Origin of the sequence: Bradyrhizobium ontarionense, assembly GCF_021088345.1 — a bacterium.
GTDB lineage: Bacteria > Pseudomonadota > Alphaproteobacteria > Rhizobiales > Xanthobacteraceae > Bradyrhizobium > Bradyrhizobium ontarionense.
On record NZ_CP088156.1, the window covers coordinates 3,637,129 to 3,661,092 of the forward strand.

At 64.8% G+C, this 23,964-nt stretch carries 22 protein-coding genes; 13 read left to right on the plus strand and 9 right to left on the minus strand.

Going from position 1 to position 23,964, the window contains the following annotated elements:
* The first annotated feature begins 99 nt into the window (after positions 1-99).
* From LQG66_RS16425 to LQG66_RS16450, 6 genes are all read left to right on the plus strand, one after another.
* The gene (locus LQG66_RS16425; RefSeq protein WP_231327239.1) at positions 100-534 is read left to right on the plus strand and encodes a hypothetical protein; all 435 of its coding nucleotides are present in this window, start codon (positions 100-102) and stop codon (positions 532-534) included.
* A gap of 75 nt (positions 535-609) precedes the next feature.
* Positions 610-900, plus strand: a complete 291-nt coding sequence (locus tag LQG66_RS16430; protein WP_231327240.1) for a hypothetical protein — start codon at positions 610-612, stop codon at positions 898-900.
* 9 nt (positions 901-909) lie between these two features.
* Entirely contained in the window at positions 910-2,325 is a 1,416-nt protein-coding gene (locus LQG66_RS16435; protein ID WP_231327241.1) for a TolC family protein, read from the plus strand.
* A 13-nt stretch (positions 2,326-2,338) separates the two neighbouring features.
* Entirely contained in the window at positions 2,339-3,670 is a 1,332-nt protein-coding gene (locus tag LQG66_RS16440; RefSeq protein WP_231327242.1) for a multicopper oxidase family protein, read from the plus strand.
* 47 nt (positions 3,671-3,717) lie between these two features.
* A complete protein-coding gene (locus LQG66_RS16445; RefSeq protein ID WP_231327243.1) occupies positions 3,718-4,176 on the plus strand; it encodes a cupredoxin domain-containing protein in 459 nt (152 codons plus the stop codon).
* A gap of 139 nt (positions 4,177-4,315) precedes the next feature.
* Complete coding sequence (locus LQG66_RS16450) at positions 4,316-4,612, plus strand: copper-binding protein (RefSeq protein ID WP_231327818.1); 297 nt, start codon at positions 4,316-4,318, stop codon at positions 4,610-4,612.
* Between the two features lie 509 nt (positions 4,613-5,121).
* On the opposite strand, the gene LQG66_RS16455 is transcribed toward LQG66_RS16450, so the two are convergent.
* Complete coding sequence (locus LQG66_RS16455) at positions 5,122-6,015, minus strand: LysR family transcriptional regulator (protein ID WP_231327244.1); 894 nt, start codon at positions 6,013-6,015, stop codon at positions 5,122-5,124.
* Between the two features lie 104 nt (positions 6,016-6,119).
* Between LQG66_RS16455 and LQG66_RS16460 the strand changes: the two genes are divergently transcribed.
* The 4 genes from LQG66_RS16460 (at position 6,120) to LQG66_RS16475 (ending at position 8,724) form a co-directional block, all read left to right on the plus strand.
* A complete protein-coding gene (locus tag LQG66_RS16460; protein WP_231327245.1) occupies positions 6,120-6,860 on the plus strand; it encodes an SDR family oxidoreductase in 741 nt (246 codons plus the stop codon).
* Positions 6,861-6,914: 54 nt separating this feature from the next.
* Positions 6,915-7,127 (plus strand): tautomerase family protein, encoded by a 213-nt coding sequence (locus LQG66_RS16465; protein ID WP_231327246.1) that lies wholly within the window; start codon positions 6,915-6,917, stop codon positions 7,125-7,127.
* Between the two features lie 431 nt (positions 7,128-7,558).
* A complete protein-coding gene (locus LQG66_RS16470; protein ID WP_231327247.1) occupies positions 7,559-7,852 on the plus strand; it encodes a DUF1330 domain-containing protein in 294 nt (97 codons plus the stop codon).
* A 101-nt stretch (positions 7,853-7,953) separates the two neighbouring features.
* On the plus strand, positions 7,954-8,724 hold the full coding sequence (locus tag LQG66_RS16475) for a hypothetical protein (protein WP_231327248.1): 771 nt from the start codon (positions 7,954-7,956) through the stop codon (positions 8,722-8,724).
* 146 nt (positions 8,725-8,870) lie between these two features.
* Here the strand turns inward: LQG66_RS16475 and LQG66_RS16480 are convergent, their stop codons facing one another.
* Entirely contained in the window at positions 8,871-9,644 is a 774-nt protein-coding gene (locus LQG66_RS16480) for a hypothetical protein (protein ID WP_231327249.1), read from the minus strand.
* 965 nt (positions 9,645-10,609) lie between these two features.
* On the opposite strand from LQG66_RS16480, the gene LQG66_RS16485 reads away from it, so the two are divergent.
* Both LQG66_RS16485 and LQG66_RS16490 read left to right on the plus strand, forming a co-directional pair.
* Positions 10,610-12,832, plus strand: coding sequence for an O-linked N-acetylglucosamine transferase, SPINDLY family protein (locus LQG66_RS16485; RefSeq protein WP_231327250.1), 2,223 nt, complete (start codon positions 10,610-10,612; stop codon positions 12,830-12,832).
* Between the two features lie 344 nt (positions 12,833-13,176).
* A complete protein-coding gene (locus LQG66_RS16490; RefSeq protein ID WP_231327251.1) occupies positions 13,177-14,340 on the plus strand; it encodes a TAXI family TRAP transporter solute-binding subunit in 1,164 nt (387 codons plus the stop codon).
* A gap of 23 nt (positions 14,341-14,363) precedes the next feature.
* Here LQG66_RS16490 and maiA read toward each other — a convergent pair whose 3' ends face one another.
* The 7 genes from maiA to LQG66_RS16520 all read right to left on the minus strand — a co-directional run bounded on the left by maiA (position 14,364) and on the right by LQG66_RS16520 (position 21,499).
* Positions 14,364-15,032 (minus strand): maleylacetoacetate isomerase, encoded by a 669-nt coding sequence (gene maiA, locus LQG66_RS16495; RefSeq protein WP_231327252.1) that lies wholly within the window; start codon positions 15,030-15,032, stop codon positions 14,364-14,366.
* Positions 15,033-15,085: 53 nt separating this feature from the next.
* Positions 15,086-15,607, minus strand: coding sequence for a cytochrome family protein (locus LQG66_RS16500; RefSeq protein WP_231327253.1), 522 nt, complete (start codon positions 15,605-15,607; stop codon positions 15,086-15,088).
* 329 nt (positions 15,608-15,936) lie between these two features.
* Entirely contained in the window at positions 15,937-16,854 is a 918-nt protein-coding gene (locus LQG66_RS16505) for a hypothetical protein (protein WP_231327254.1), read from the minus strand.
* A 463-nt stretch (positions 16,855-17,317) separates the two neighbouring features.
* Positions 17,318-18,688 (minus strand): alpha/beta hydrolase, encoded by a 1,371-nt coding sequence (locus LQG66_RS16510; RefSeq protein WP_231327255.1) that lies wholly within the window; start codon positions 18,686-18,688, stop codon positions 17,318-17,320.
* 71 nt (positions 18,689-18,759) lie between these two features.
* A complete protein-coding gene (locus LQG66_RS37335; protein ID WP_345778961.1) occupies positions 18,760-19,140 on the minus strand; it encodes a hypothetical protein in 381 nt (126 codons plus the stop codon).
* Between the two features lie 251 nt (positions 19,141-19,391).
* The gene (locus LQG66_RS16515) at positions 19,392-20,645 is read right to left on the minus strand and encodes an MgtC/SapB family protein (protein ID WP_231327256.1); all 1,254 of its coding nucleotides are present in this window, start codon (positions 20,643-20,645) and stop codon (positions 19,392-19,394) included.
* Between the two features lie 410 nt (positions 20,646-21,055).
* Positions 21,056-21,499 (minus strand): hypothetical protein, encoded by a 444-nt coding sequence (locus LQG66_RS16520; protein ID WP_231327257.1) that lies wholly within the window; start codon positions 21,497-21,499, stop codon positions 21,056-21,058.
* Between the two features lie 1,272 nt (positions 21,500-22,771).
* On the opposite strand from LQG66_RS16520, the gene LQG66_RS16525 reads away from it, so the two are divergent.
* Positions 22,772-23,371 carry a hypothetical protein gene (locus tag LQG66_RS16525; RefSeq protein WP_231327258.1) on the plus strand — a complete coding sequence of 200 codons (600 nt, stop codon included), beginning with the start codon at positions 22,772-22,774 and terminating at the stop codon, positions 23,369-23,371.
* Positions 23,372-23,964: the final 593 nt, after the last annotated feature.

Sequence of the window (23,964 nt, forward strand, 5' to 3'; positions counted from 1 at the left end):
CTTGGTCTTGGCGACGCAGCAAATTCTGGCTAGGTTGCGCGCGGCAACGAAGAGATTTGCGCGCGCATGTCGTTTGGACTGACACGGAAGACGCGGGTTATGGCGGGACGGCTGCTCGTCCTCGCCTACCTGTTCTGCGTGCTCAGCCCGGGCGTCGCGATGGCGTTCGGGAATGGCGCTGCGCCCTGTCTCGACGAATCCGCGATTGCGGTTGCGGTCTCTTATCATGAGACGGCCACAGACGCGGTGATGCCGCAGATGCATGCGGCGCACGCGCATTCTCATGATCACGGCCATGCCATGGATGGCGGCATGCAGGTGCGGCTCGCCCCTGCTCCCGTCCCATCGCATCATGATCACAGCAAGATGCCCGGGCCGTGCTGCGCCATGATGTGCGCGGTAGGTCTCACCGCCGCGCTGCCGGCGATCGCCGTCCCCTCTCCTCTCGCCGCCGCCAGCCTCACCATGCGGGACGAGAGCCTTCCCGGGCGCACGCCACAGCGCCTCGATCGTCCCCCCATCGTCCTGGTCTGAACGAACGACGCGGGATCGCGCGCTGTCCGCGCACCGATCTCCGCGATTCATCGACAGATCGAAGGACTCCACATCATGTTGTCGCAACCGAAGGCGACGCCCGCTGCCGTATGTCCGGCGCGGTGCGGCCTGCCGTTTCCCATTCGCCCAAGCACGTTGGCGCTGCTTGCGGCCTTCAGCCTTGCCGCCTGCCAGCCGCGCACGGTCGCGCTGTCGGGTGCCGATCCGGCCGACCCCGCAGCCAGGGTCGCGCCCGTGCGCACCTCGGCGGTGACCGCGCCGTCCACGTCGCTGCGCCCGGTCGCCCCCGCTGCGTGGGGACAGCGTAACGACGCCGGTACGCCGCGCCCCGAGCCGAGCCGCTAGGAGCGCCACATGCAGGGGATCATCAGGCTTGCGGCGCTCGCCGCAGCAACTGCGCTCGCGGGCTGCGCCTCGTTCTCGCCCGACGGCGGCATGGGCGTGGTTGCCGACATCACCACCCGCACGACGGCCAAGGAGGTCGCCTCCGTCAGAAGCGATGACGACGCCGAGCGCGTCCGCGCCGCGACACGCCGGCTGCTCGCTCGGCCACTGTCGGCCGATGCGGCCGTACAGGTCGCGCTGTTCAACAACAAGGGATTGCAGGCCGACTATCATCAGCTCGCGCTCAGCGACGCCGACAGGGTCGGGGCCAGCCTGCCGCCGAATCCGACGCTGTCCCTGATGCGCATCAGCGGCGACGGCGCGCTGGAGGCGGAGCGCCAGGTCGCGGGCGACATCCTGGCGCTCGCCACCTTGCCGCTGCGTTCCGGGATCGCGCGCGAGCGCTTCCATCAGGCGCAACTGAGAGCGGCGCTGGCCACCTTGCGGCTCGCGGCCGACGTGCGCCGTGCGCAGGTGCGCGCGGTCGCTGCGAACGAGCTGGTGGTCCTGCTGGTCGAGGCGCAATCGGCCGCCGAAGCGACCGCGCGGCTGGCCACGAGGCTCGGCGAGACCGGCGCGCTCAATCGTCTGGACCAGGCCCGCGAGCAGGTGTTCTACGCCGAGACCACGGCCGAGCTCGCGGGCGCCCGCCGCATGGCTTCGAGCGCGCGCGAGCGGCTGATCCGGCTGATGGGCCTGTGGGGCGACGATCTCGGCTTCCGTCTCCCCGAGCGATTACCGGCGCTGCCGCGCCGGCCGCTGACGCAGCCCTTCGTCGAGACCGACGCGGTCGGCCATCGCATCGATCTGCAGATCGCGCGCCTCGAGCTGTCAGCGCTCGCAACCTCGCTGCAGCTCACCGAGGCGACGCGCTTCGTCACCTTGCTCGACCTCGCCGGCATCGACCGCAAGACCATCGAGCCCGACGGCCGCGTCATCCGCGAGCGCGGTTTCGACGTGCAGTTCCAGATCCCGATCTTCGACGGCGGCGAGGTGCGCGTGCGGCAGGAGGCGGAGACCTACAACATCGCCTTCAACCGCCTCACCGAGCGCGCCGTCACGGTCCGCTCGGAGGCACGCGACGCCTATCGCAGCTATCGCGCGGCCTATGACATCGCCGGTCACTACGGCCGCGAGGTGCTGCCGCTGCGCCAGATCATCAGCGAGGAGATGCAGCTGCGTTATTCCAGCATGCAGGTCGACATCTTCGCGCTGCTGCTCGAGACGCGGCAGCGCCTCGCCTCGCGCCGGGCCGCCATCGACGCGAAGCGCGACTACTTCCTCGCCGAGGCCGAGCTGTCGACCGCCGTCAATGGTGGCGGCGGCACGACGGGAGAGGACACCGCACGGCAGACCGCGAGCGCGCTGGCGCCCAGCAATGACTGACAGGAGATCACAGATGTTGTCACGCCGAACACTGCTCGGGTCAGCGGCGCTGGCCGGCGCCTCCGCCGTCTCCGGCCGCGTCCAGGCCGCGGCCATTCCCGACGCCCCCGTCATGGACAAGGCGGTCATGCAGCCGCCGCTGCATCCCTCCGCTGGCCCGGACTATCAGCCGGTGGTCACGCTCAACGGCTGGTCGCTGCCGTTCCGCATGAACGGCGACTGGAAGGAATTCCATCTCGTCGCCGAGCCCGTCACGCGCGAATTCGCGCCCGGCATGAGCGCGCATCTGTGGGGCTATAACGGCCAGTCGCCGGGCCCGACCATCGAGGCGGTCGAGGGCGACAAGATCAGAATCTTCGTCACAAACAAGCTGCCGGAATACACCACCGTGCACTGGCACGGCGTGATCCTACCCTGCGGCATGGACGGCGTCGGCGGGCTGACCCAGCCGCACATCCAGCCGGGGAAGACCTTCGTCTACGAGTTCGAGATGAAGCACGCCGGCACGTTCATGTACCACCCCCACGCCGACGAGATGGTGCAGATGGCGATGGGCATGATGGGCATGATCGTCGTGCATCCGCGCGCGCCTGTGCCGCCGGTCGACCGCGACTTCGTGTTCGTGATGGCGACCTACCGCATCGAGCCCGGCAGCTATCTGCCGAAGGTCACCGAGATGACCGACTTCAACATGTGGACCTGGAATTCCCGCGTGTTTCCCGGCATCGATACGCTGCCGGTGCGGCTCGGCGACAAGGTGCGCATCCGCATCGGCAATCTCACCATGACCAACCATCCGATTCATCTGCACGGCCACAAATTCAAGGTCACAGGCACCGATGGCGGCTGGATCCCCGAGGTCGCGCAGTTTCCGGAGACGACCACCGACGTGCCGGTCGGCACGGTGCGCGTGCTCGACTTCATCGCCGACAATCCCGGCGACTGGGCGTTGCACTGTCACAAGTCGCACCACACGATGAATGCCATGGGTCACGACATGCGCAACCTGATCGGCGTGTCGCGCAAGGAGCTGGCGCGCGCCGTCGGCAAGCTTTCGCCCGACGGCATGGTGATGGGCAACACCGGCATGGCGATGGGCACCATGGAGATGCCCGCGCCCGACAACACGCTGCCGATGATGACCGGCAACGGCCAGTTCGGTCCGATCGAGATGGGCGGCATGTTCACGGTCGTGAAGGTGCGCGAGGGCCTCGCGCGCGACGACTATCGCGATCCCGGGCCGTATCAGTTCCCCGCAGGCAGCGTGGCCTATGAGGTTGCGAGTGCGCCCGAGCCGCCGCAACGAACTGGAAGCGCCGCGACACAGACCCGAACACAACGCTGACATCAAACCCACCACAGCCCCCAACAAGCAACGAACCGGAGATTCCGATGAAAAGCTCGATCGCGATCGGTGCGGCCGCCGCCGCCCTGATCGTCACCGCACCGGCACTCGGCCATGAGCAGCATGGCCGGCACGGCTATTCCGCCGGCGAGCCCGGCGATCCCAAGCAGCCGTCACGCACCATCGAGGTTCTGCTGAACGAGATGGAGTTCACGCCGGCACGCATCGAGGTCAGGCGCGGCGAGCAGATCCGGTTCGTGCTCCGCAACGCCGGCAAGGAGGATCACGAATTCCTGCTCGCCACCACGCCGGAAAACCTGAAGCACGCCGCTGTCATGAGGAAGCACCCGCACATGGAGCACGACGAGCCGAACGGCGCGCGGCTCGCGCCGAACAAGACGGCCGAGCTGGTGTGGCGGTTCACCAAACCTGGGACGTTCGAATATTCCTGCCTGATCCCCGACCACCGCGATTACGGCATGACCGGCCACGTCACCGTCAAGTGACCCTCAGGTCGTAGGGCGGATGAGCGCTAGCGCAATCCGCCGCAGGAGAGAGCACTCGGACACACGGCGGATCACGCTGCGCTGATCCGCCCTACGCATTCAGATCAACATGAATCAATCTCGCAGAAGGGACGACATGATGAAGAAACTCGCTCAGCTCACGACCGCCGCCGCGCTGACCCTTGCGCTTCTTGCCCCGGTCTACGCCGCCGACTCGATCAGCGGCGAGGTCAAGAAGATCGATGCCGCCGCCGGCAAGGTCACGTTGAAGCACGGCCCGGCCAAGAGCCTCGGCATGACCGAGCCGATGACGATGGTCTATCAGGTCAAGGACCCCGCTTTGCTCAACGCGGTCAAGGTCGGCGACAAGGTGAAGTTCGAGGCGGTCGAGGACTCCTCCGGCTACACGGTGACGAAGATCGAGAAGGGCAAGTAGCAGCCGCCCTTGTGGTCGGCTCTTTCGACTCGGTCATGGCCGGGCTCGTCCCGGCCATCCACGTCGTTCGAAGCCCCTGGAACGACGTGGATGCCCGGGACGGAGCCCGGGCATGACGAGTAACTAATTAACAGCTATCCTCGTTGCAGAGCCGTAGGGCGTATTAGGGCTAGCGTAATCCGCCATTCCGCCGCGCTCGCGGAAACGCGGCGGATCACGCTGCGCTGATCCGCCCTACGCAAGCTGCCCCCTTTCTCCGTCGTCATTCCGGGCGCGCGACAGCGCGAGCCCGGAATCCATAACCACGACTCGCCATAACAGTGAGAGATGCAAGCCACGATGATCCCGGCCCAGCCACAGCGGCTTGTGGTTATGGATTCCGGGCTCATTCGCAGGCGCAAACGCGCCCGCGAATGCCCCGGAATGACGGACGGATGGATCACGCATTGGATCTGCCGTGACGCCGGCGCCGTGAGGCGGATGAGCGTCGGCGCGCTCCGACGCGCGCTCTACAATTTCGCCCGGCCGAAAATGCCGACGATCCAGTCCAGGAACACGCGCAGCCGCAAGCTCAGCTGCCGGTTCTGCGGATAGAGCGCGTGCAGCGGCGTGGGTGACGGCGGATCGTTCTTGAGAATCTCGATCAGGCTGCCATCGGCCAGATACTGCGCGAAGCGATAGCGCGGCGCCTGCACCAGACCGAGCCCGAGCCGGGCGAGGTCGACCATGGTGTCGGAATTGTTGACCATGACCCGGCTCGGCAGCACGACATGGCGCAGCCCGCCATCAGACGTGAATTCGAGCGGCAGCGCTTCCCCGGTTCGCGACGAGATGAAGCCGATCATCCGGTGGCCGTCGAGGTCGTCAGGCCGCTGCGGCGTGCCGTAGTCACGCAAATAGGCCGGACTGGCGACGGTGATCTCCTCGATGGTGCCGAGCCGACGCTGAATCATCCCGCTGGTCTCGGGCTCGCCCGACCGGATCACGCAATCGACGCCCTCGCTGACGAGATCGACCAGGCGGTCGCCCTGGCCGATGCGCAGGTCGAGCTGCGGATGGGCGGCGAGAAATGCCGGCAGGTGCGGCAGCAGGAAGGTGCGCGTCAGCAGCGGGTGCGCATCGATCCGCAGCAGGCCGCGCGGACTGCTGTCGCGCAGCGCGGTTTCGGCTTCCTCGATCTCGCCGAGGATGCCGACGCAGCGCCGGTAATACTCCTCGCCGTCCAGCGTCGGCGTGACGTGGCGCGTGGTGCGCTCGATCAGGCGGACGCCGAGACGGGCTTCGAGCTCCTTCAGCACCTCGCTCGCGGTCGAGCGCGGCAGGCCGAGATCGGCGGCCGCGGCCGTAAAGCTCCGCCGCTCGACGACGCGGACGAACAGGCGCATGGCATCGAAGCGGTCCATATCAGACTGTTCGCCCAGGCCGACATCTGATGTCAAGCCGGGGCGGATTATACGGGCGAGGCGATCAGCTATGTCCTCTCGGGTTGAAACGAGGGAGACCGATCATGCCCAACGACACATCGCCGGTCGCGATCATCACAGGAGGCTCGCGCGGGATCGGCGCGGCCATTGCCGAACGCCTCGCCGCGGATGGCGTCGCGGTCGTCGTCAACTACGCACGGGGACGGGACGCCGCCGCGCAGGTGGTGCAGCGGATCGAGGCGGCCGGCGGCCGCGCGCTCGCGGCCCAGGCCGACATCGCCGATCCCGGCAGCGCCGCGGCGCTGTTCGATGCCGCCGAGCAGGCATTCGGCGGCGTGGATATCCTGGTCAACAATGCCGGAACCATGGCGCTCGGCGCGTTCGTGGAGTTGAGCGACGCAGACGTCGCGCGCCAGTTCGAGGTGAACGTGACCGGGGTCTTCCGGACCCTTCGCGAGGCCGCGCGGCGGCTTCGCGACGGCGGCCGCATCGTCAATTTCTCTTCCAGCGTGGTCGGGCTCTATCAGCCGCGCTACGGCGCCTATGCGGCGACCAAGGCGGCGGTGGAAGCGATGACCCACGTCCTCGCCAAGGAACTGGCCGTGCGCGGCATCACGGTGAACGCGGTGGCGCCGGGGCCGACGGAGACTGAGATGTTCTTGAACGGCAAGAGCAACGAGCAGCTGCGCGCCATCGCCGCGATGAATCCGTTCGGCCGCTTCGGACAGCCCCGGGAAATCGCCGACGTGGTGGCCTTCCTCGCGAGTCCGGCCGCCAGCTGGGTCAACGGCCAGGTCCTGCGCGTCAATGGCGGCGTCGTCTGACGCCGCGCTCTTCCCAACAGCCGGCCGACGCCGGCGCAACACCAAGGAGCTCACATGCCTTTCGCCAACATCAAGGTGCCGCAGGCCGCGCTGACCACGGCCCAGAAGCAGGAGATCGTGCATCGCGTGACCGCGATGTTCGTCGACTATTTCAGCGAGGCCGCGCGGCCCCACACGATGGTGCTGATCGAAGAGGTGCCCGATGGCGGCTATGGCCGCGCCGACGAGGTGTTCGTGATCCCGCCGGCCTATCGCGCGACGACGTGAGCGGCGGACGAGGGCCGCGCTACCAAGTTTCGCGCGGTCCCTGATGGCGGATGAGCGTGGCATCATCCGCTATCCGCACAGGCCACATAGAACCACGCGGCGCTGATCCGCCCCAAGCGGGCGGCATCATTCTATCGCGACGCCCTCCCTCCCACCGTCATTCCGGGGCGCGCGAAGCGACGAAGTCGCTGGACAGCGCGAGCCCGGAATCCATACCGCCGCTCCTGATGGCGGCGCGGGATTCAAACCCACACGATCCTTCAACAACCACGGCCCGTGGTTATGGATTCCGGGCTCATTCGCGGGCGCCAAGTGCGCCCACGAATGCCCCGGAATGACGTGCGGATGGATCGCGCAAGCGATCTGTCAGTTGCGCGTTCTTCCGCAGCCATTCTGATCGTATGATCCGAGCTCCCCACGCGGAGCCCGCCATGAAGGCCTACCTCGTCCTCGATCTCGCCGTTCACGATTTTCCTGCGTTCAAGACCTACATCGACGCGATTCCCGCCTTCATCGCCAGGCATGGCGGCCGCTCCATCGTGCAGGGTGCCGTACCAACGCCGGTCGAAGGCAACTGGACGCCGGAGCGGATGGTGATCCTGGAATTCCCATCGCGCCAGAACGCGACCGACTTCATCGACGATCCCGAGACCCAGCACCTGTTCGAGATCCGGCACCGGACCACAACGAGCCGGCTGGTCCTGGTCGACGGGTGCGCGGAGTGAACCCGTCGACCGCCGGCGGCTCGCGCTTGATCCACGCGAGACCCCGTGCAACGGATCGCTCGCTCGTCCCAACGCAAGAGCAACTCGCACGTGCACCGAACATGCTACTCATCTCTTTTCGCTACATCGCGATGGTCGCGGTCGCTATCGCCATGCTAGCCGCGCTGATGCCCCGCGCTGCCTCCGCGGGCGCCGGCTTCTTCGACCTGCGCACGCTGTGCCAGCCGTTCGAAATCCACAATGGATCGCCCGAAGAGAGCGCCTGCCTGAAGGAGCAACCCGCAATCGCCCGCCGTGACGGCCGGAAGCTCACGCTGCGGCTCGCCAACGGCAAGACCAAGGTGATCACCGACGCCAGAGAATGCGAACCGGAGGGGCCGGAGGCCGCTTGCATCAGCTACAGGCTGGTCGGACACATCGGCGACCGGCACTACATCGTGCTGGTCACGCCCTATGAGTGCCCCTACGTGATGCTGGTCAACCGGCGCACCGGCGCCGAGATCAAGATCGGCAGCGGCCCGTTCCTGTCGCCGAACGGCAAGCGCTTCATCACCATAGATCCCCGCGACGACGGCAATTGCGGCATCGACTACCGGATCGCGATCTTTTCTAATGGCGACAGCCCGCGACTGGAATGGAGCTACAAGCCCGAAGGTCTCGAACAGTATGAAGTCGATACCTGGATCGACGACAATCGGGTGCGCCTGCAGGCGAGTAGCGACACCAACAAGGAAGCGCCCACCGACCTGACGCGGACGGCGCAGGGCTGGCAGCTCAAACGCCCGAATGGCGAGATGAGCATGGGCTCGCCCGCCACGCCGACCCAAGCTCCGCCCTTACAGCCGGCCGCATCCTCATCCGGCAGCCGCTGAGGAATTTCTCGGTTTACTAGCTGGCCGCCCCGTACCCCAGACGACCTGAAGCGGCCTAAAGCGCTCCATATACCCCACCAAGAATGCGGACGCGGATGAAAACGGAGTTCGGCGCGGATCATCGTCAAAGAAAGTAGTTTCCAGCCCTAAAGAGCACAAAGATCGTTCATAAAAATACGGCATGCGTCCAGCACGTCTTTTGCCTGCGATTGCGTATAGGTTCTTGCGGGATGCATCGTGCCGTTGCGCCAGACCGAACCAACGTGATGAAGATTGGCTCGCGCTGACTCCCAAAGTTCTTTTTTCCGTTTTTTCTGAAAGGTCGTCTCGGGCATCGCCTTGATCTTGGCGTCCATAGCACCAGTGATTTGTCTCCATGTTGTCTGCGGCGTGATCGTGATTTCCACGTTTGGCCGACGAGCCAAATGGCGCACGGCAACCTCCATGCCACGCATTAGATGAAACACGCTCGCTGTAGACTGCCCCAGCGCATAGCACGTACCAGCAGACTTGATGTCTTCTCTAGCGTTCTTGAATTTCTCAAAGACCGCGCTGCCGAAAAGCTCATTTTGATCGTAGAAGGGTACCAATTCTTCAGGCACATAAACAAATCGCTTGCTTTCCAGTTCGTCGTGGAACCGTTCCGATATGTTACGAAGCGCTGCTCCACATCGATCCACGACAAGAGAGTCACACTCCTCGATAGTGCGTCTTATTTCGCGGGAAAGCGTCCCAAGCGGTACGCGTGAACACACCTCAGCCGCGTCAGCCAATGCCTCCATAGCAAGGCGGTGAGCCTCAGCATCGCGGTAAACGCGGATTTCGTTCGGGTGGGAGGTCTTCCAAGCGTGCAGCTTGCCGCGCGCGGATGCCAACTTGTCGGCGCATCTAAAATAGATATGGCCAAACGTTTCTAGCATATCCCACAGGCTCCAAAGCTCGTGATGTATCGGTTCTTCGACGGGCGGCACTAACGTGATTCGGCTGATGAAATTGTACCCTTGTTGCCCGGAGAAAATGAAACGCCGCTAGCCGGCATACTATGATCCTCGCGTAGCACCACGGCCGCCCGAACGACGACAGTGGAATTGCGACGGCTCCGCCTAAAGATTCTTCTTTCATTTTTTCCGAAATAGTGCTTACATCCCCCCATCCTGCTTCCGCCGGAGGGGCGTGTCGCGACCGTCACGAGACGTGGGAGGTGGGATGCGATGGGCGCAAGGAATCGCAGCGTGGCTTCGTGCCGCGCCGACGAACGGTTCGTTGCGCACGGCGAAATCGTGCGGTCCTGACACCCCGATGCTGGTGTCCCGTGGAGACGTGCGAAAGTGCGTTGTCGCGCATGGTGGCCAACAAGCCCGGTGCACCAGGGAGACCACGTATAAGCCGTTCCAACCGTTGCGCAGGGAAGGCCGGGCGTGTTCGGCCAGACCTGTGGTACCTGCCGCCTGCATTCTTTTCGCAGGCGGGCCACGGGCGCGGCCAGCGCTCGGCCTTCCCTGCGCCCTCCCCGATTCGAGGGCGGACCTGATGCACAGCTCGGGCGTGATGCGCCGCGAGATGGCGATTGCGCGTTCGGATGAAAGGCGGAGCGATGCGGACGAGCGACTGCCAGCCCGATCCCGCCGGGGTGAACCTCGCCCGTCCCCGCGGCGCCCCGGCCGCCGGCGTTAACCAATTGCTAACCATGGCCCGGGCAAGGTCGCCGCATCGCGTTGCGCGTGGCCGGCCACCGGACAACCCACAGGACACGCCTTTGGCCTCCCTTGGGCCTTGCTGCTGCCGGGCATGGCAGCGGCCCGGTTGCCGGCTGCAGCGCTTTCGCGGACGCGGCTGCGGCCGTCCGAGATCATCGCCTGCCCTGCCTACCCGGAGAAAAGCAGCCTTGAGCACCGTCGGTTCGCGCGCCTTCCAGAAGGCGCGGCAGGAAAAGAAGCTGAAGAAGCTCATCGAGGCGCAGCTGCCGGCGGCGTTTGCGGCCTATCGCGCCGGGCGCCAGGCCGATGCGCAGGCGCTGTGCGCACAGCTGCTGCAGGAGGTGCCGACCTGTTTCGAAGCCGTCCATCTGCTCGGCGTGTCCCTGGTCGAATGCGGACGTTTCACCGAAGCCACGGGCTTTCTGGCGCAGGCCGTGGCGCTCGAGCCCAATTCGGCCGACGCGCATTCCAATCTCGGCTGGGCGCTGGTCAATTGCGATCGCTACGAGGAGGCGCGCGCCTCGCTGGAGCGATCGCTGGCGCTGCGGCCGAATGCGCCGGTAACGTTGCGCAACCTCGGAATCACCTTGCTGCGGCTCAAGCAGGGCGAGCCCGCGCTCGCTGCGGTGACGCGCGCGCTTCAGCTCAAGCCCGACGATGCCGATTGCTGGTGCAACCGCAGCGTCGCGGAGCTGATGCTGCGGCGCTGGGACGCGGCGGCGGCGAGCGCCGAACGCGCGCTGGCATTCCGCCCGAACCATTTCGAGGCCATGGTCAACAAGGGACTCGCGCATCTCGAGCTGCGCCATTTCGAGCTGGCCGAAGCGACCTTCAATGCCGCACGCGCGGCACGGCCCGACAATGCCGAGCTACTGGCGCATCGCGGCCGGCTCCATATGCTGGCCGGGCGCACCGATCAGGCCGAAGCCGATTTCGATGCCGCCGTCGCGCTCGACCCCGGCCTCCAGGTGGGATGGCAGGGCAAGGCGCAGATCTCGATGCTCAAGGGCAACATCGCGCAGGCGATGGCGGCCTGCACGCGCGTGCTCGACAACAACCCCACCGCCCAGGTCGCGCTGACATTGCTCGGCGCCTGCCAGGGGCGGCTCGGCGACATCGAGGGCGCGATCGCGCAGTTCGACCGCGCGCTCGCGGTGCAGCCCGACTACGACGAGGCGATCACCAAGAAGATCTTCTATCTCGACTTCCTGTCCGGCGCCGACTTCGCCGTGCAGCAGGCGGCGCGCTATTATTGGTGGGTGGCGATCGGCGCGAAATTCCCGCGCCGCAAGCTCGCCGCGCGCTCGCTCGATCCCGGCAGGCGCATCGTCATCGGCTACGTGTCGGCCGATTTCCGCATGCATTCGGCCGCCTTCGCCTTCCTGCCGGTGCTGCGCGCGCACGACAAGACACAGGTGCAGGTCAACTGCTACTCGTCGTCGCCACGGCACGATGCCTTCACCGCGACGTTCCAGTCCGTAGCCGACGTCTGGGTCGAGGCCGCGAACCTCTCCGACGACGAGCTGGCCGACCGCATCCAGCAGGACGACGTCGACATCCTGGTCGATCTCTCCGGCTACACCACGGGCACGCGGATGCCGGTGTTTGCGCGCAAGCCGGCGCCGATCCAGGTCACGGCGTGGGGCAGCGGCACCGGCACCGGCCTTGCGACCATGGATTACTTCTTCGCCGATCCCGTGACGGTGCCGCAGAATGTCAGGCCGCTGTTCGCCGAGCGCGTCCACGACCTGCCTTCCGTGATCACGATCGACCCGCTGCTCGACATTGCGCCATCGCCGCTGCCGATGCTGCAGAACGGCCACGTCACCTTCGGCGTCTACAACCGCATCGACAAGATCTCCGACGAGGCGATCGCGCTGTGGTCGCGGCTGTTGCGCGAGGTTCCCGACGCCAAGCTCGTCATCAAGCATCTCGCGCTCAACGACGCGCTGGTGCGTGACGGCCTGCTCGGCCGCTTCGTCGCGCAGGGCGTGCCGGAGGCGCGCATCCTCTGCCTGGGGGCCAGCGAGCGCAGCGAGCATCTGCGGTCGTTCGATCGCATCGACATGTCGCTCGATCCGTTCCCGCAGAACGGCGGCATCTCGACGTTCGAGTCGCTCTACATGGGCGTGCCGGTGGTGGCCAAGCTCGGCTCCGGCGCAGCCTCGCGCGCGGCCGGCGGCATCCTGACCGCGGCCGGGCTCGCCGACTGGGTCGCCGATGATGATGACGGCTACATCCGGATCGCGAAGACCTTCGCCGCGCAGGCGGGGCTGCTGGCGAAGCTGCGGGCCGAGCTGCCCGGCATGGTCGCGCGCTCGCCGGCCGGCGACGTCGCCAACTACACGCGCTGCGTCGAGGCGGCGTACCGGCAGTTCTGGCAGACCTATTGCGCGGGCGCCGCCTCCTGATCCCCGGCGGCTTCGTCCGCCCTGCGCCGTCTGCCGAGACCGGGGCTGGATCTCCGACGCCACGCCGCGACACAACCAGGAGATGCAGCTATCAGATCGTCCCCGGCCCGCCGATCCCTGACACCATCATGACGTAGTCCTGACACGACGGAGTTTCACTCGTCCTGGCTGTGGCGCCAACACAGATGTGGCTTTTTGGTGGCAATGCCCGGCCCGCGACATTAGGCCTCCCTGCCACCAACCGGCGAGTAGTGGACCGCCTTCGCCGCGCACACACATAATGGCGTCAGAAACTGGACCGTGCCTCGCGATTGCTGTGCGGCCGGCAACGGAGGAATTGGGGCATGCGGGCCGCGTTGTTGAGTTGCGTCTTTGCGGCAGGATTGAGTCTGGTGACTGCGCCGCTCGTGCCTGCGGCGGCACAGACCGCGCGGGCCGCAAAGTCCGCAACCGCCACCGCCGTCGGCGAAGGCGGCAAGCTGCAGGAATCCAACGAATGGACGGTCGGCATCGCCGGCGGCCTGCTCGAAGGCACCAACATTCGTTTTGCCGCCGAGATGGCCAAGGTGCTCGACGACCGGCCGAACCTGCGCGTGCTGCCGATGGTGACCTATGGCGCGCTCGGCAACATCGAGGACCTGCTCTATCTCAAAGGCGTCGATGTCACGATCACCTCGGCCGACGTGCTCGACGAGTTCGTGCGCAACGGCACGCTCGCCAACATCAAGACCCGGATCCGCTACATCTGCTCGTTCTATATCAACGAGATGCATGTCTACGTCCGCCCTGAGATCAAGACACTCGAAGATCTCGCGGGCAAGAAGGTCAGCTTCAATACGGTGGGAAGTGCGGCGAATCTGACCGGTGGCATCGTCTTCGACCGGCTCCACATCAACGCCGAGAAGGTGTTCCTCAACAATTCGGTGGCGCTCGAGAAGATGCGGACCGGCGAGATCGCCGGCGTCGTGCACGTCACCGGCAAGCCGACCGACCTGTTCGCCAAGTTCAAGCCCGAGCCCGGGTTTCATTTCCTCCCCGTGCCGTTTGCGCGCAGCCTGCAGGACTACTACGTGCCGACGAAGCTGACGTCGCAGGACTATCCCAACCTGCTCAAGCCGGGCGAGAGCGTCGAGACCATCGGCGTGCCGCAGGTGCTGGCGGTCTACAATTGGCCGCCGGAGACCGAGCGATATCGCCGCGTCGCGCGGTTCGTCGAATACCTGTTCAGACGGTTCGACCAGTTCAAGCAGCCGCCGTTTCACCCGAAGTGGAACGAGATCAACCTCGCCTCCTCGCTTCCCGGCTGGACCCGCTTCCGCGCCGCGGAGGAACTGCTGGCAAGCAGCCGCCGGCCGGAGGCTGACGGCGCCGAGAAGCAACAGTTCGACCAATGGATGAATGCAAGAGCCGCAACCGGCGGCCGGCGTCTGAGCGACGAGGAGACCAAGGTGCTGTTCGAGCAGTTCCAGGGCTGGATGAAGCAGGGGGGCGGCCAGCCGGCGCGATAGCCCCGATTGGTTGCTCGCGCGGGCTATGGCGCGCGGTTCCTGCGCAGCGACTCCGGCGTGTCCGGCTGCGCCAGCGGATGGGCGGAGGCGAAAGCCGGCAGCGCCATCGCGGCCTCGACGACGCGCTTCACCGTCGGCGTCGATGCGAGGTCGAGGCCCTGGTTGAGCGCGAAGGTGACATGGCCGGCGAGGCAGATGTCGGCAGTCGTGGGCGCATCGCCATGGGCGAAGCGGCCGGTCGCTGGATGGCTCGACAGCTGGGCCTCGACCGCCGCCAGCATCTCCGCAGCCCAGTGCCTGAGCCAGGCCGCGCGCGCCGCGTCGTCGACGTGCAGCACCTCGGTGAGATAGCGCTGCACGCGCGGCGTCGTCAGCGGATGCGCGTCGCAGGCGATCATCGCCGCCAGCGCGCGCACGCGGGCGCGGCCCTTGGCGTCCTCCGGCAGCAGCGCCGGACCGGGACAGGCCTCGTCGAGATAGTCGAGGATCGCCAGCGACTGCGTCAGCACGGTGCCGTCGTCGAGCACCAGCGACGGCAGCGCCATCTGCGGGTTGAGCGCCGCGTAGGCATCGCCGTGATGCTGCTGGCGGTCGATATCGACCGCGACCTGCTCGTAAGGAATGCCCTTCAGGTTGAGCGCGATCCGCACCCGAAAGCTCGCCAGCGACCGCCAGAACGAATAGAGTTTCATGTGGGCTCCCTCGGACGCCCGAAGGTGCCCGCGGCGGCGATCGTGAGCAAGGCCTACTCCGCGCCCGGTGTGAACTCCTGGTCGGCGACGGCTGCGCTCTGCGGCACCTTGATCACGACCGCGGCTCGGTTGAGCGCCTGATGGCAGGAATTGCAGGCGGCGGTGAGGTCCGCGTAGGACTTGTCGAAGCGGGCGACGTCCTCGAGCTTGATGGCCTGCGCGAGGTCGTCGAACGGCTGCTGCGTCACGGCAGCGGTCATGTCGGCGAAGGAATTGCCCTCGACCTGCGGCTGCGCCCGACTGACGCGGTTGAACGCCCCTTTGAGGTTGCCGAGCTCGTAGGCGCTGAACGCCCAGTTGCCGCTATGCGCCGCGATCCAGAGCCTGATGTGGCGTGGCTGAACGGTTGCGATCATCAGGTCGCTGATGGTCGGCAGATAGGCCGGCGCAGCGATCGGTGTTTCGGCGCGCGTGCCGCCCATGGAGGCAAACATCGCGGCAAGACAGGCAAGCCCCGCGAGACTGACGGCAGCGAATGTCAGCCGCTTGCCTTGGCGGAGGTGTTTCGGACGCATCTTCGATTCTCCGGAAGGAAAACTTTAGAAACGTTCTAAGGAGACACCATCGTCGGCGCCAATCGCAATTGTTGATCGCAGCGATCAGAAAAACTTGATGATCCATGCAGCGTGGCGCGCACGCTCCGGACACATTGTGCTGCCGTCCGGACCCGTTGAGACACCAGGATGCTGAGGCGCCTGGGTGCCTTCACGAGCGTCCAATCGGGGCGGATGAGGGCGAGCGCTACAACGGACATGGTGGCAATCTCGGCGATCGTCATGGATCGCGACGCCCGACGCGACGGCATGGCGGCGGCGGACCACGCTTCGCCTATCCGCACGACGCGCTAAAGCGGCAGAGTGTCGATCTGCCGCGGCAGGCTGTGGCTCGCATGCCGACTGGCATGGCTGCGCGCCAATGCTGCGTCGATCAGCGAGACATCCAAAGGATCGCCTTTGCGAAATGCAATCAGCAATTCCTCGAGAGCCGCATGGCCCGGCAATTTCGAGTCGCTGGCATAAAAATGATAGATGGATGCTCCGTCGGTAAACTCCGGCGATAGGCCGACGCGGGCATTGTACCTGTCGTGCATCACGCCCGGGGAAATCCCTAGGCTGCTCAGGCTATGATTGAATGCCGGTTGATCGGCGAAATCGTTGCTCGACCGAAAGAACTGCAGCCAGTTTTCATGCCACGCGTTTCCAAGCTGACGGGCGATGGGCGTATCGCGCCAGAACACGACGCCGCTGTTGAGATAGAACGGGAGCGGGTGAGACCAGCCGAGACGCTCGAATGCGGACGACGCCCATGACGGCAAGCCGCAGCCGGCTGGCGCTTCGGGACTGCGATCGATGGCTGCGCAGACGGATACGGTCCGGTCTCGAAAGAGCTGATCGAATGCAGCCACGGGAATGGCGTCGGCGTCGAGGTAGAGAAAATCGCCCTCCATGAACTGGCGCGCCTGAGTCTTCGCGAACCGGCTCCGCGCCCCCATGCCACCCGGAAAGGCGCCGACTGAACGGATATTCTTCGCCAGATCATGATGCGCAAGCAGAGGAGCTATGATTGGAAGGCTTTGATCATCCGTGAGGATGGTGAGCTTGGCTGCTCCGTATATTTTCCTCAGCGCAAGAGCCGAAATCGTCAACAGATCGACGTACCTGCGCTCACCATCGCTTGCGACGGCGAAGCAGACCTGAATCTGTCGCCTGGCTATGAGCTGGTAAAATCGGCTTACAATAATACTTCCGGCATTTCCGATCATTACTTGCGTCCTTAGTGAGCAATCATTTTCAAAATGGGCTTCACTGTTCTGACGGACGCAATGTGTCGTCAAGGCCGAGCATTCTGTCTGCATCCCACGCTACACAAGAGGTCTTCTTTCTTTAGAATTTGCGTTTGCCGCCTCCGTCGGAGCGGTATGTCACGACCGTCACCGGACGAGGGAAAGCGAAGTGCGATGAGCGCAGCGGATCTCGGCGCGGCCTTCCGCCGCACCGATCGCGGACCTGATCCGGCAGATCCTCGACCAGATTCGGGAGTCGCTCGATTATCCCCGCGTCGGCGCGTCGTCCTGATCAGCGGCTTGTCCGCCGATGCCCAAGCGCAACGCGGAGCGACATTCCGCTCTCAAACCACGCATCGCCGAGGCTCACGCGGGACCCGCCTGTCCGTCACTCACGAGCGCTCTGAGTTGCTGCCGTCACTTGCCGGCGCAACGGGCGCATCTACGGAATGGGATAGTCCTTCCACAGCCACTCCAGGGCCGCAGGCAGCGTCTGCGCGATGGTCGGGCGGTCGACATGCTTGGCGTTGCGCACGAACAGGAACTGATAGTGATAGCCCTTCTCGGCAAGGACCTTGGCCATGAGCTCGGCCGAGAGCGTCCAGTCGTGCATGCCGTCGGGGATCGTCGGATTGGGATAGAACAGGTCCTGATCGCCCATCTCGAACCAATAGCGGATCGGCTTGGCGGACGCGCGAGGGATGAGCGGCGCTCCTGGTGGCTCCGACGGTACGAGCGCGCCGTCCTTCACGGTGAGATTGGGGCTGGCGGGTCCGGTCCATGGCGAATGGAATTCCCAGGCGCCGCCGCGTAAGCCGGGATTCTGCGGCCATTGCTGGTTCACCATGGTCGGCGAATAGGCCAGTACCCTGTGATAGAGATCGGGATTGAACCAGGCCATGATGAACGCTGCGGCGCCGCTGGAGCTTAAGCCCATGGTGGCACGTCCCTCGGGATTCCCAGTCAGCTTGATGCCGGCGCGGCTCTCGACCAGCGGCAACACCTCGCGCTGGACGAACTGCGTATAGGTCTCCGACACCGTGTCGTATTCCCGGCCGCGCTGCGCGCCCTGCGCATCCTGTCCGCCGTTGCCGATCTGGATCGACACCATCGGCGGCACGCGCCGCTGCTGAATGAGATTGTCGAGGACGGTGTTCATGTCCTTCCAGGCAGCCGATCCGCCATCGCCCAGCACGATGAAGGGCAGCTCGGTGCCCGCCGTGGTGTTCGGCGGCACATAGACGTCGATCTTGCGGGTCCAGGTGCCCGGATGGCTGGTCGTGACGATCATGTTCGACTTGTCGCCCGGCACGGTCGTCGTGATCATGATCGACGAGTTGGTGCAGCCCGCCACATCGTCGCGGATCAGGCCGGGATTGTAGATCACGCTGTCGCGCGACGACATCGTGAAGGAAATGACGGTCCCCTTCGGCACGCCCTCCTTCGCGATCGTCTCGGGCGCGGGCGCGTGGGTCGGACCGATGATGAAGTTCCCCTCCGCGCCTGCAGGCGGCAAAGTGCCGTCGGGCAGCTCGGTGGCATCAGGATAGTTCGGATTTGTCGGGTCGCGGGTCGGCGGCTTAGTGGAGAAGTCGAGCCCGGCGGTGTCGATGAAGAACGGCTTGTCCTTGTCGGTGGTGTTGGCGCCGGGAGGCACAGCCATGTTCTGCGTGACGCAGGGCGTCTGTGAGGATTGTGCTTGTGGCGCTTGTGCCTGCGGCGTCTGCCCTGGTGGCGTCTGCGCCAGGCTGACTGTCGGGAGCGATGCCGCGGCGATCCATGTCGTCGCAAGGACGGTCAGGGCGCTTTTCATGTTTCTTCCCCGATAGCGGTCTTGTTACGAGCGAGCCTTGATCGGGATTATGTAAGGCGGTCGGCGAGCGGTCAATGCGGGGACGCGAGTTCCTCGGTTGCGACCCGCAGCGTCTCAGTGAAACGCGATCCGCCGCGTTTGGCTCCGCGGCGCGGACGCAGACGTCGATGATCGGTCGCCTGCAGCCGCGTCCTAGGGAAGACGGATGGCCTCGCCCCCGCTGCCTGTGAGCAGCCATGCGACCGCCGCCGCGACATCCGGCGCCTGCTGCTCCACGGTCGCTGCCGGGACCAGGCGTAATTGATCGAGGCGAAGGCATAGCCCTCACCGATGAGATGATCGACCTTGGCGACCCCAATCGCGTTGCGCTTGTGTCCGCGCGTCCGTCCCCCGCCATGGACGAAGACGATCAGCGGCGCGGCCTTGCCACCTGCCGCATACCAGAAGTCCAGCGTCTGTAGCGGATCGGACCGATAGGCATGTTACGCTGGCGGCCCGGCCTGCCCCTCCGACTCGCTCCCCGCCTTCAGCGCCTGCAGCCATTCCATCACAAGCCCCGCGAGCACTGGGGGCGGAAGAGGTCAATAGCAGCGCAGGCGCGCAGCGAGCGCTTTTCGGGACATCCGGCGCATCAGCTCGCGGCGGAGCGACTTGACTGCAGCGCCACCGTCTCCCCTTGGCTCGCAACGAGCCACGCACTCCGTCAGCGGACGAAGGGATTATAGAACGCGCCTGCCCATGCCGCCAAGGCAACCAGGATCAGCCCCGGGATGACGCGAGCGGCGAACGAAACTCCGCCGCTCGAAGCGGCCAGCAGCATTTTGCTGAGGGTGTTGGTCGACAGGCCGGCCAAGATCGGCAGGACGGCATCGGCCGCCGTCAGCTTTCCGGATGCGACGAGCGACGCAGCCGAGATCGCCGCGGCGTGCGTATCGGCGAATCCGGCGAGCGCCGCGGCGACGATGACACCGTCCTCGCCAAACGCGTCCCGGAGCGCCGCGCTCGCAACGAGAATGACGGAGAGGGTGAGGGCAAACAGGCATGCCGCAGGGAGGCTGAACGCCCGGCCTTTCTGCGGCTCCGCATCGGCTCGCTGCCGCAACGCAAGACCAGTGAATAGGATTCCGTAGACCGCGGCTGCCAGCCCCGCGCAGGCCAAAGGACCTGCGAGCGACAGCAGCGTCGGCATGCTCGTGGCGGCGAGAACGAGAGCCATCTGGAGAACCGTTGCGATCGTCGACAGCACGGCCCCCGCAACGGCGGCGGCCAACGTCTCCTTCGCTTTGGCAACGCGCGCGCCCATCGCGGCGATCGTTGCGGTGCTCGAAATGAAACCCGAGGCGAGACCGGCGAGCGGAAGCCCGAACCGGGCACCGAGGAAACGGACGGCGACATAGCCGGCGGCACTGATGGCCATGATCAGGATGACGATCACCCAGATCGCGTGCGGATTCAATGCGCCGTAGGGCCCCATCGGACGATCCGGGACCAGCGGAAGAACGACGAGCGTTGCTGCGGCGAAGACCAGAGCGTCCTGCAGTTCGTCCTCGGTGAGAACCGACCCGACGAAGCGATGAAGCCGGGACTTGGAAGCGAGGAGAACCACGACGACGACGCCGAGGCCGCCCGCGAGCGCGGGGCGTTGCATCGACAGACCGCCGAGCAAGACGGTGACCGTCAGCCCGACCTCGGTCGTCAGCCCGGGATCGTCCTCACGCCCGCGCCAGTAGGCGACGGCGACCAGCACAACGACACCTGCGGTCAGGATGGCAAACAGGACCGGACCACCGGCCAGAAAGCTGACGGCACCGGCGACAGACGCCACGGCAAAGGTTCGTATGCCGGCGGGCGCGCGCGATGGACCCGCTCCCTTGCGGCGCTCCCGCTCGGCGCCGATCAACAGGCCGATGCCAAGCGCGACCGCCAGATTCAGGATCACCGGCTCGATGGGAAACATGCGATGTCCGTTTCGGACCGGTGGTCACTGTGCAGCAAGGACCAACGATACCGCCCGAACCGACGCCCGGCTTGAGGTGCGTCAAGCAGAGAGGACCGATCGTTGCACGGGTGTGCATCGGCCACCGGCGCCAAAGCACGCCGCCCTGCGGTGGTGAGTTCGCCTGCCGATGTGATGCTGAAAAGATGGATGCGCGGGACAATCCCACGCATGAAGAATACACCCAATTGGCACCGATCCATCGCCGCAGATCCACTTCAGCCATGTGCGATCGCCCGAGGCGCGGGGCGTATCAAACAGCCGAGATGCGGCATGAGCCACTCGCCATTGTCTGCAACACCGCTTCCGGCCCCAAAGCTCGCCAAGCTCGCCGAAACTCAGTCCGGCGGACGCGCGCGCTCCGACGCGCGTCAAGTTTGGTGGAAATCGAACACGCTGTCAGGCCCTTTGCGAAATTCGACGCGATCGACGATCTTGGCCCTGGACGCGGCCTTGGACGAGGCCTTGGCACGCGTCATGTAGTCGACGCGGATCGTGCTCATCGTCCCGTATCCGGAGCTGCCGCCGATGCTGCCGGCGACGATCGCAGCTATCGTTTTCGCCTCATTGTTCCGGCCTTCATGGGTCGACGCATTCATGTTGCTGTTGACCCGCGCCACGACCAGGACGTTGCCATCCGTCGTGATCTCGATCGTCTTGGCCTGGGCCCCGATGGCCTTGTTGATGGCTGTCTGGATATTGCCGAGCTGATCTGCTGCGACCACCGCAGGCGCCGACTGCGCAGCCGCCACGGTTGGGCCAACCATCACCAGCAACCCGCAAATCAGACCCTGCGTCAGACTATGTCTGGTCATCGCTGTCAGCTCCAACAACCGTCATTTCCGATCAACGCCTCACCCGCAGACGTCGAGCGGTGACGACGACCAGCATGCACCCTGATGCCATGAGCTGCCTGATCAATATGGCTCACCTTGCCGAAAGCTTTTCGGCGACGTGCAATACCATCTATCGCACCAGATTTACGGGACACAAACGATGATCATCTTTGTGTGCAGTTCGGCACTGTCACCGTAATACCATATCAGCTCGGTAGAGCGTTGCGAACGGAACTTATCGATCGATAACATCGAAAAGATCGCCAAGGCGTTGAATGCCGAGACTGGGAAGTTGTTGAAGCCGGGCCTGTTGGACGCATAGGCTCGATTGTCCGGCGCGTCCCGGCGGCGACCGTCGCCAAGCTCGGCGCAACTCGGCCGTTTATGGCTCTTCAGAAGCGGACATCAACCGGCCGACGAAACCTACTGAGTCGATCGAAAGTGACCCAAGACAGAGCTTAGCGACCGAGTTGCCGGCGTCCGCATTCAGCGCCGCGCGAGCGTATCGCTAACGGGGCAAAGCGGCCGTAGCCTTCGTCACGTCACGCCAACGGGTTTATGAATACACGGCCGGGCTTCGGCATTTGCGAACGCTGTTGTCAGCGCATCAATCGACCCCGGGTTGGTTTGCCATCAACGAAGTCAACCCCGGCAGCTTCAGGCACACGGCGTATGGCAGCCAGATTGTTGATGGACCGGACCCGGCGGCCCTTTTCGAGATCGCGGATGGTGCTCTCGCTCAGGTTTGACCGAGCAGCCAATTGGGCTTCAGCATCGCGCGCCGCGCGAACTAAACGTTGCTTTGTCTAATCCAATCTCCCGCGCAAAGATTCTTCTTTCCTTCCGAAATCATGCTTATCTCTCCCCCGTCTGCTTCCGCCGGAGGGGCGTGCCGCCACCGTCACGAGACGCGGGAGGCGGGATGCGATGGGCGCAAGGAATCGCAGCGTGGCTTCGTGCCGCGCGGATGCGCGCTCCTTCGAAGCTCTCGTTTTCCCCACGTGCTCGCTGGGTGGCACGAGCTTGACTTACAGTGCGAAGATATCTTTCGTCTGGCGGTACCGCTCGGTGCTGTTTGAGACACTGGACGTTCGACCGATGATCGAAGATCTTGAGGGGCACGGTTTGACCAGGGCGAAGCTCGACGCATGACTTGGTTGCTCGACCGCGGAGTATGAGGTTGGATCGGCAAGTACGGACGAGTTGAAGACCGGCTCTAGCCTACGCATCAGTAATCCGAGGGAACCTGAGATGATGAAGACAATTCTCGCTCCCTTTCAGGCGATCATGCGGTTTCCTCTCGTTCAACTCGCCGCGGTGATCTTCGTAATCTTCCTGCTCCAAGCAGCCGAGGACGCCTCCTTCTTCGGCCGGATATTTGGAGGACTCGACAAGCTAGTCGATGAGACTGTTCGGTCGGCCTCGTCCGTCTTCACCGTCAAATCATTTACGAAGTCCTGGCTGACCTTCGGGTTCATGATTGCCTACGTGTACCTTGCGATTTGGGCGATGTTTATGCTTTGCGGCGCGATGCTCCGGTCCTTGATCGATCTTGCCGGTAGAACGAATTTTCTTTGGTCTAGAAATCCGATTGCCAGGTCACGAGGTATCGCAGCTTACCGGGCCTGGTTGCCACTCGAGAGAATTCGGCCTGAACATATCTCTCAGCAGGCCTGGGAAGAGGAATTTGCGTGGCCACCGAACAATAGACCGCCGTATCGTCCCCTCGGGCAGCGTGTCGCGCGAGCTTTGTTGGCTTATGTCTTCATTGTTCTTGCCGTGCTTGCCTTGCTCCAATGGTTCACACCATTCCACGTTGTCTCTTGGACAGGTAACGTGCTTGGCCGCTAAATCCTTCTGGAGGAAATTTCTTAGGGGCACTTCTTAAAGGTAAACCGCCGACCCGGTTGATTCGGGACAACGCAAGAAAAGCCCGAGGTAGGGTTGACGCTCAAAGGGTAGCTCGGCGGGATTCTTGTCGGCGGCCCAAAATTCTACTTTCTTTTTTTCCGAATCCATGCTTATCTCTCCCCCGTCCAGCTTCCGCCGGAGGGGCGTGTCGCGACCGTCACGAGACGTGGGGAGTGGGATGCGATGGGCGCAATGAATCGCGGCGTGGCTTGATGTCGCGCGGACGAACGGTTCGTTGCGCACGGCGAAATCGTGCGGTCCTGACACCCCGACGCTGGTGTCCCGCGGCAGCGTGCGAAAGCACGTTGTCGCGCATGGTGGCCAACAAGCCCGGTGCACCAGGGAGACCACGTATAAGCCGTTCCAACCATTGCGCAGGGAGGGCCGGGCGTGTTCGGCCAGACCTGTGGTACCTGCCGCCTGCATTTTTTCGCAGGCGGGCCACGGGCGCGGCCAGCGCCCGGCCTTCCCTGCGCCCTCCATCTGATGTGAGGGCGGACCTGATGCACAGCTCGGGCGCCATGCGTCGCGGG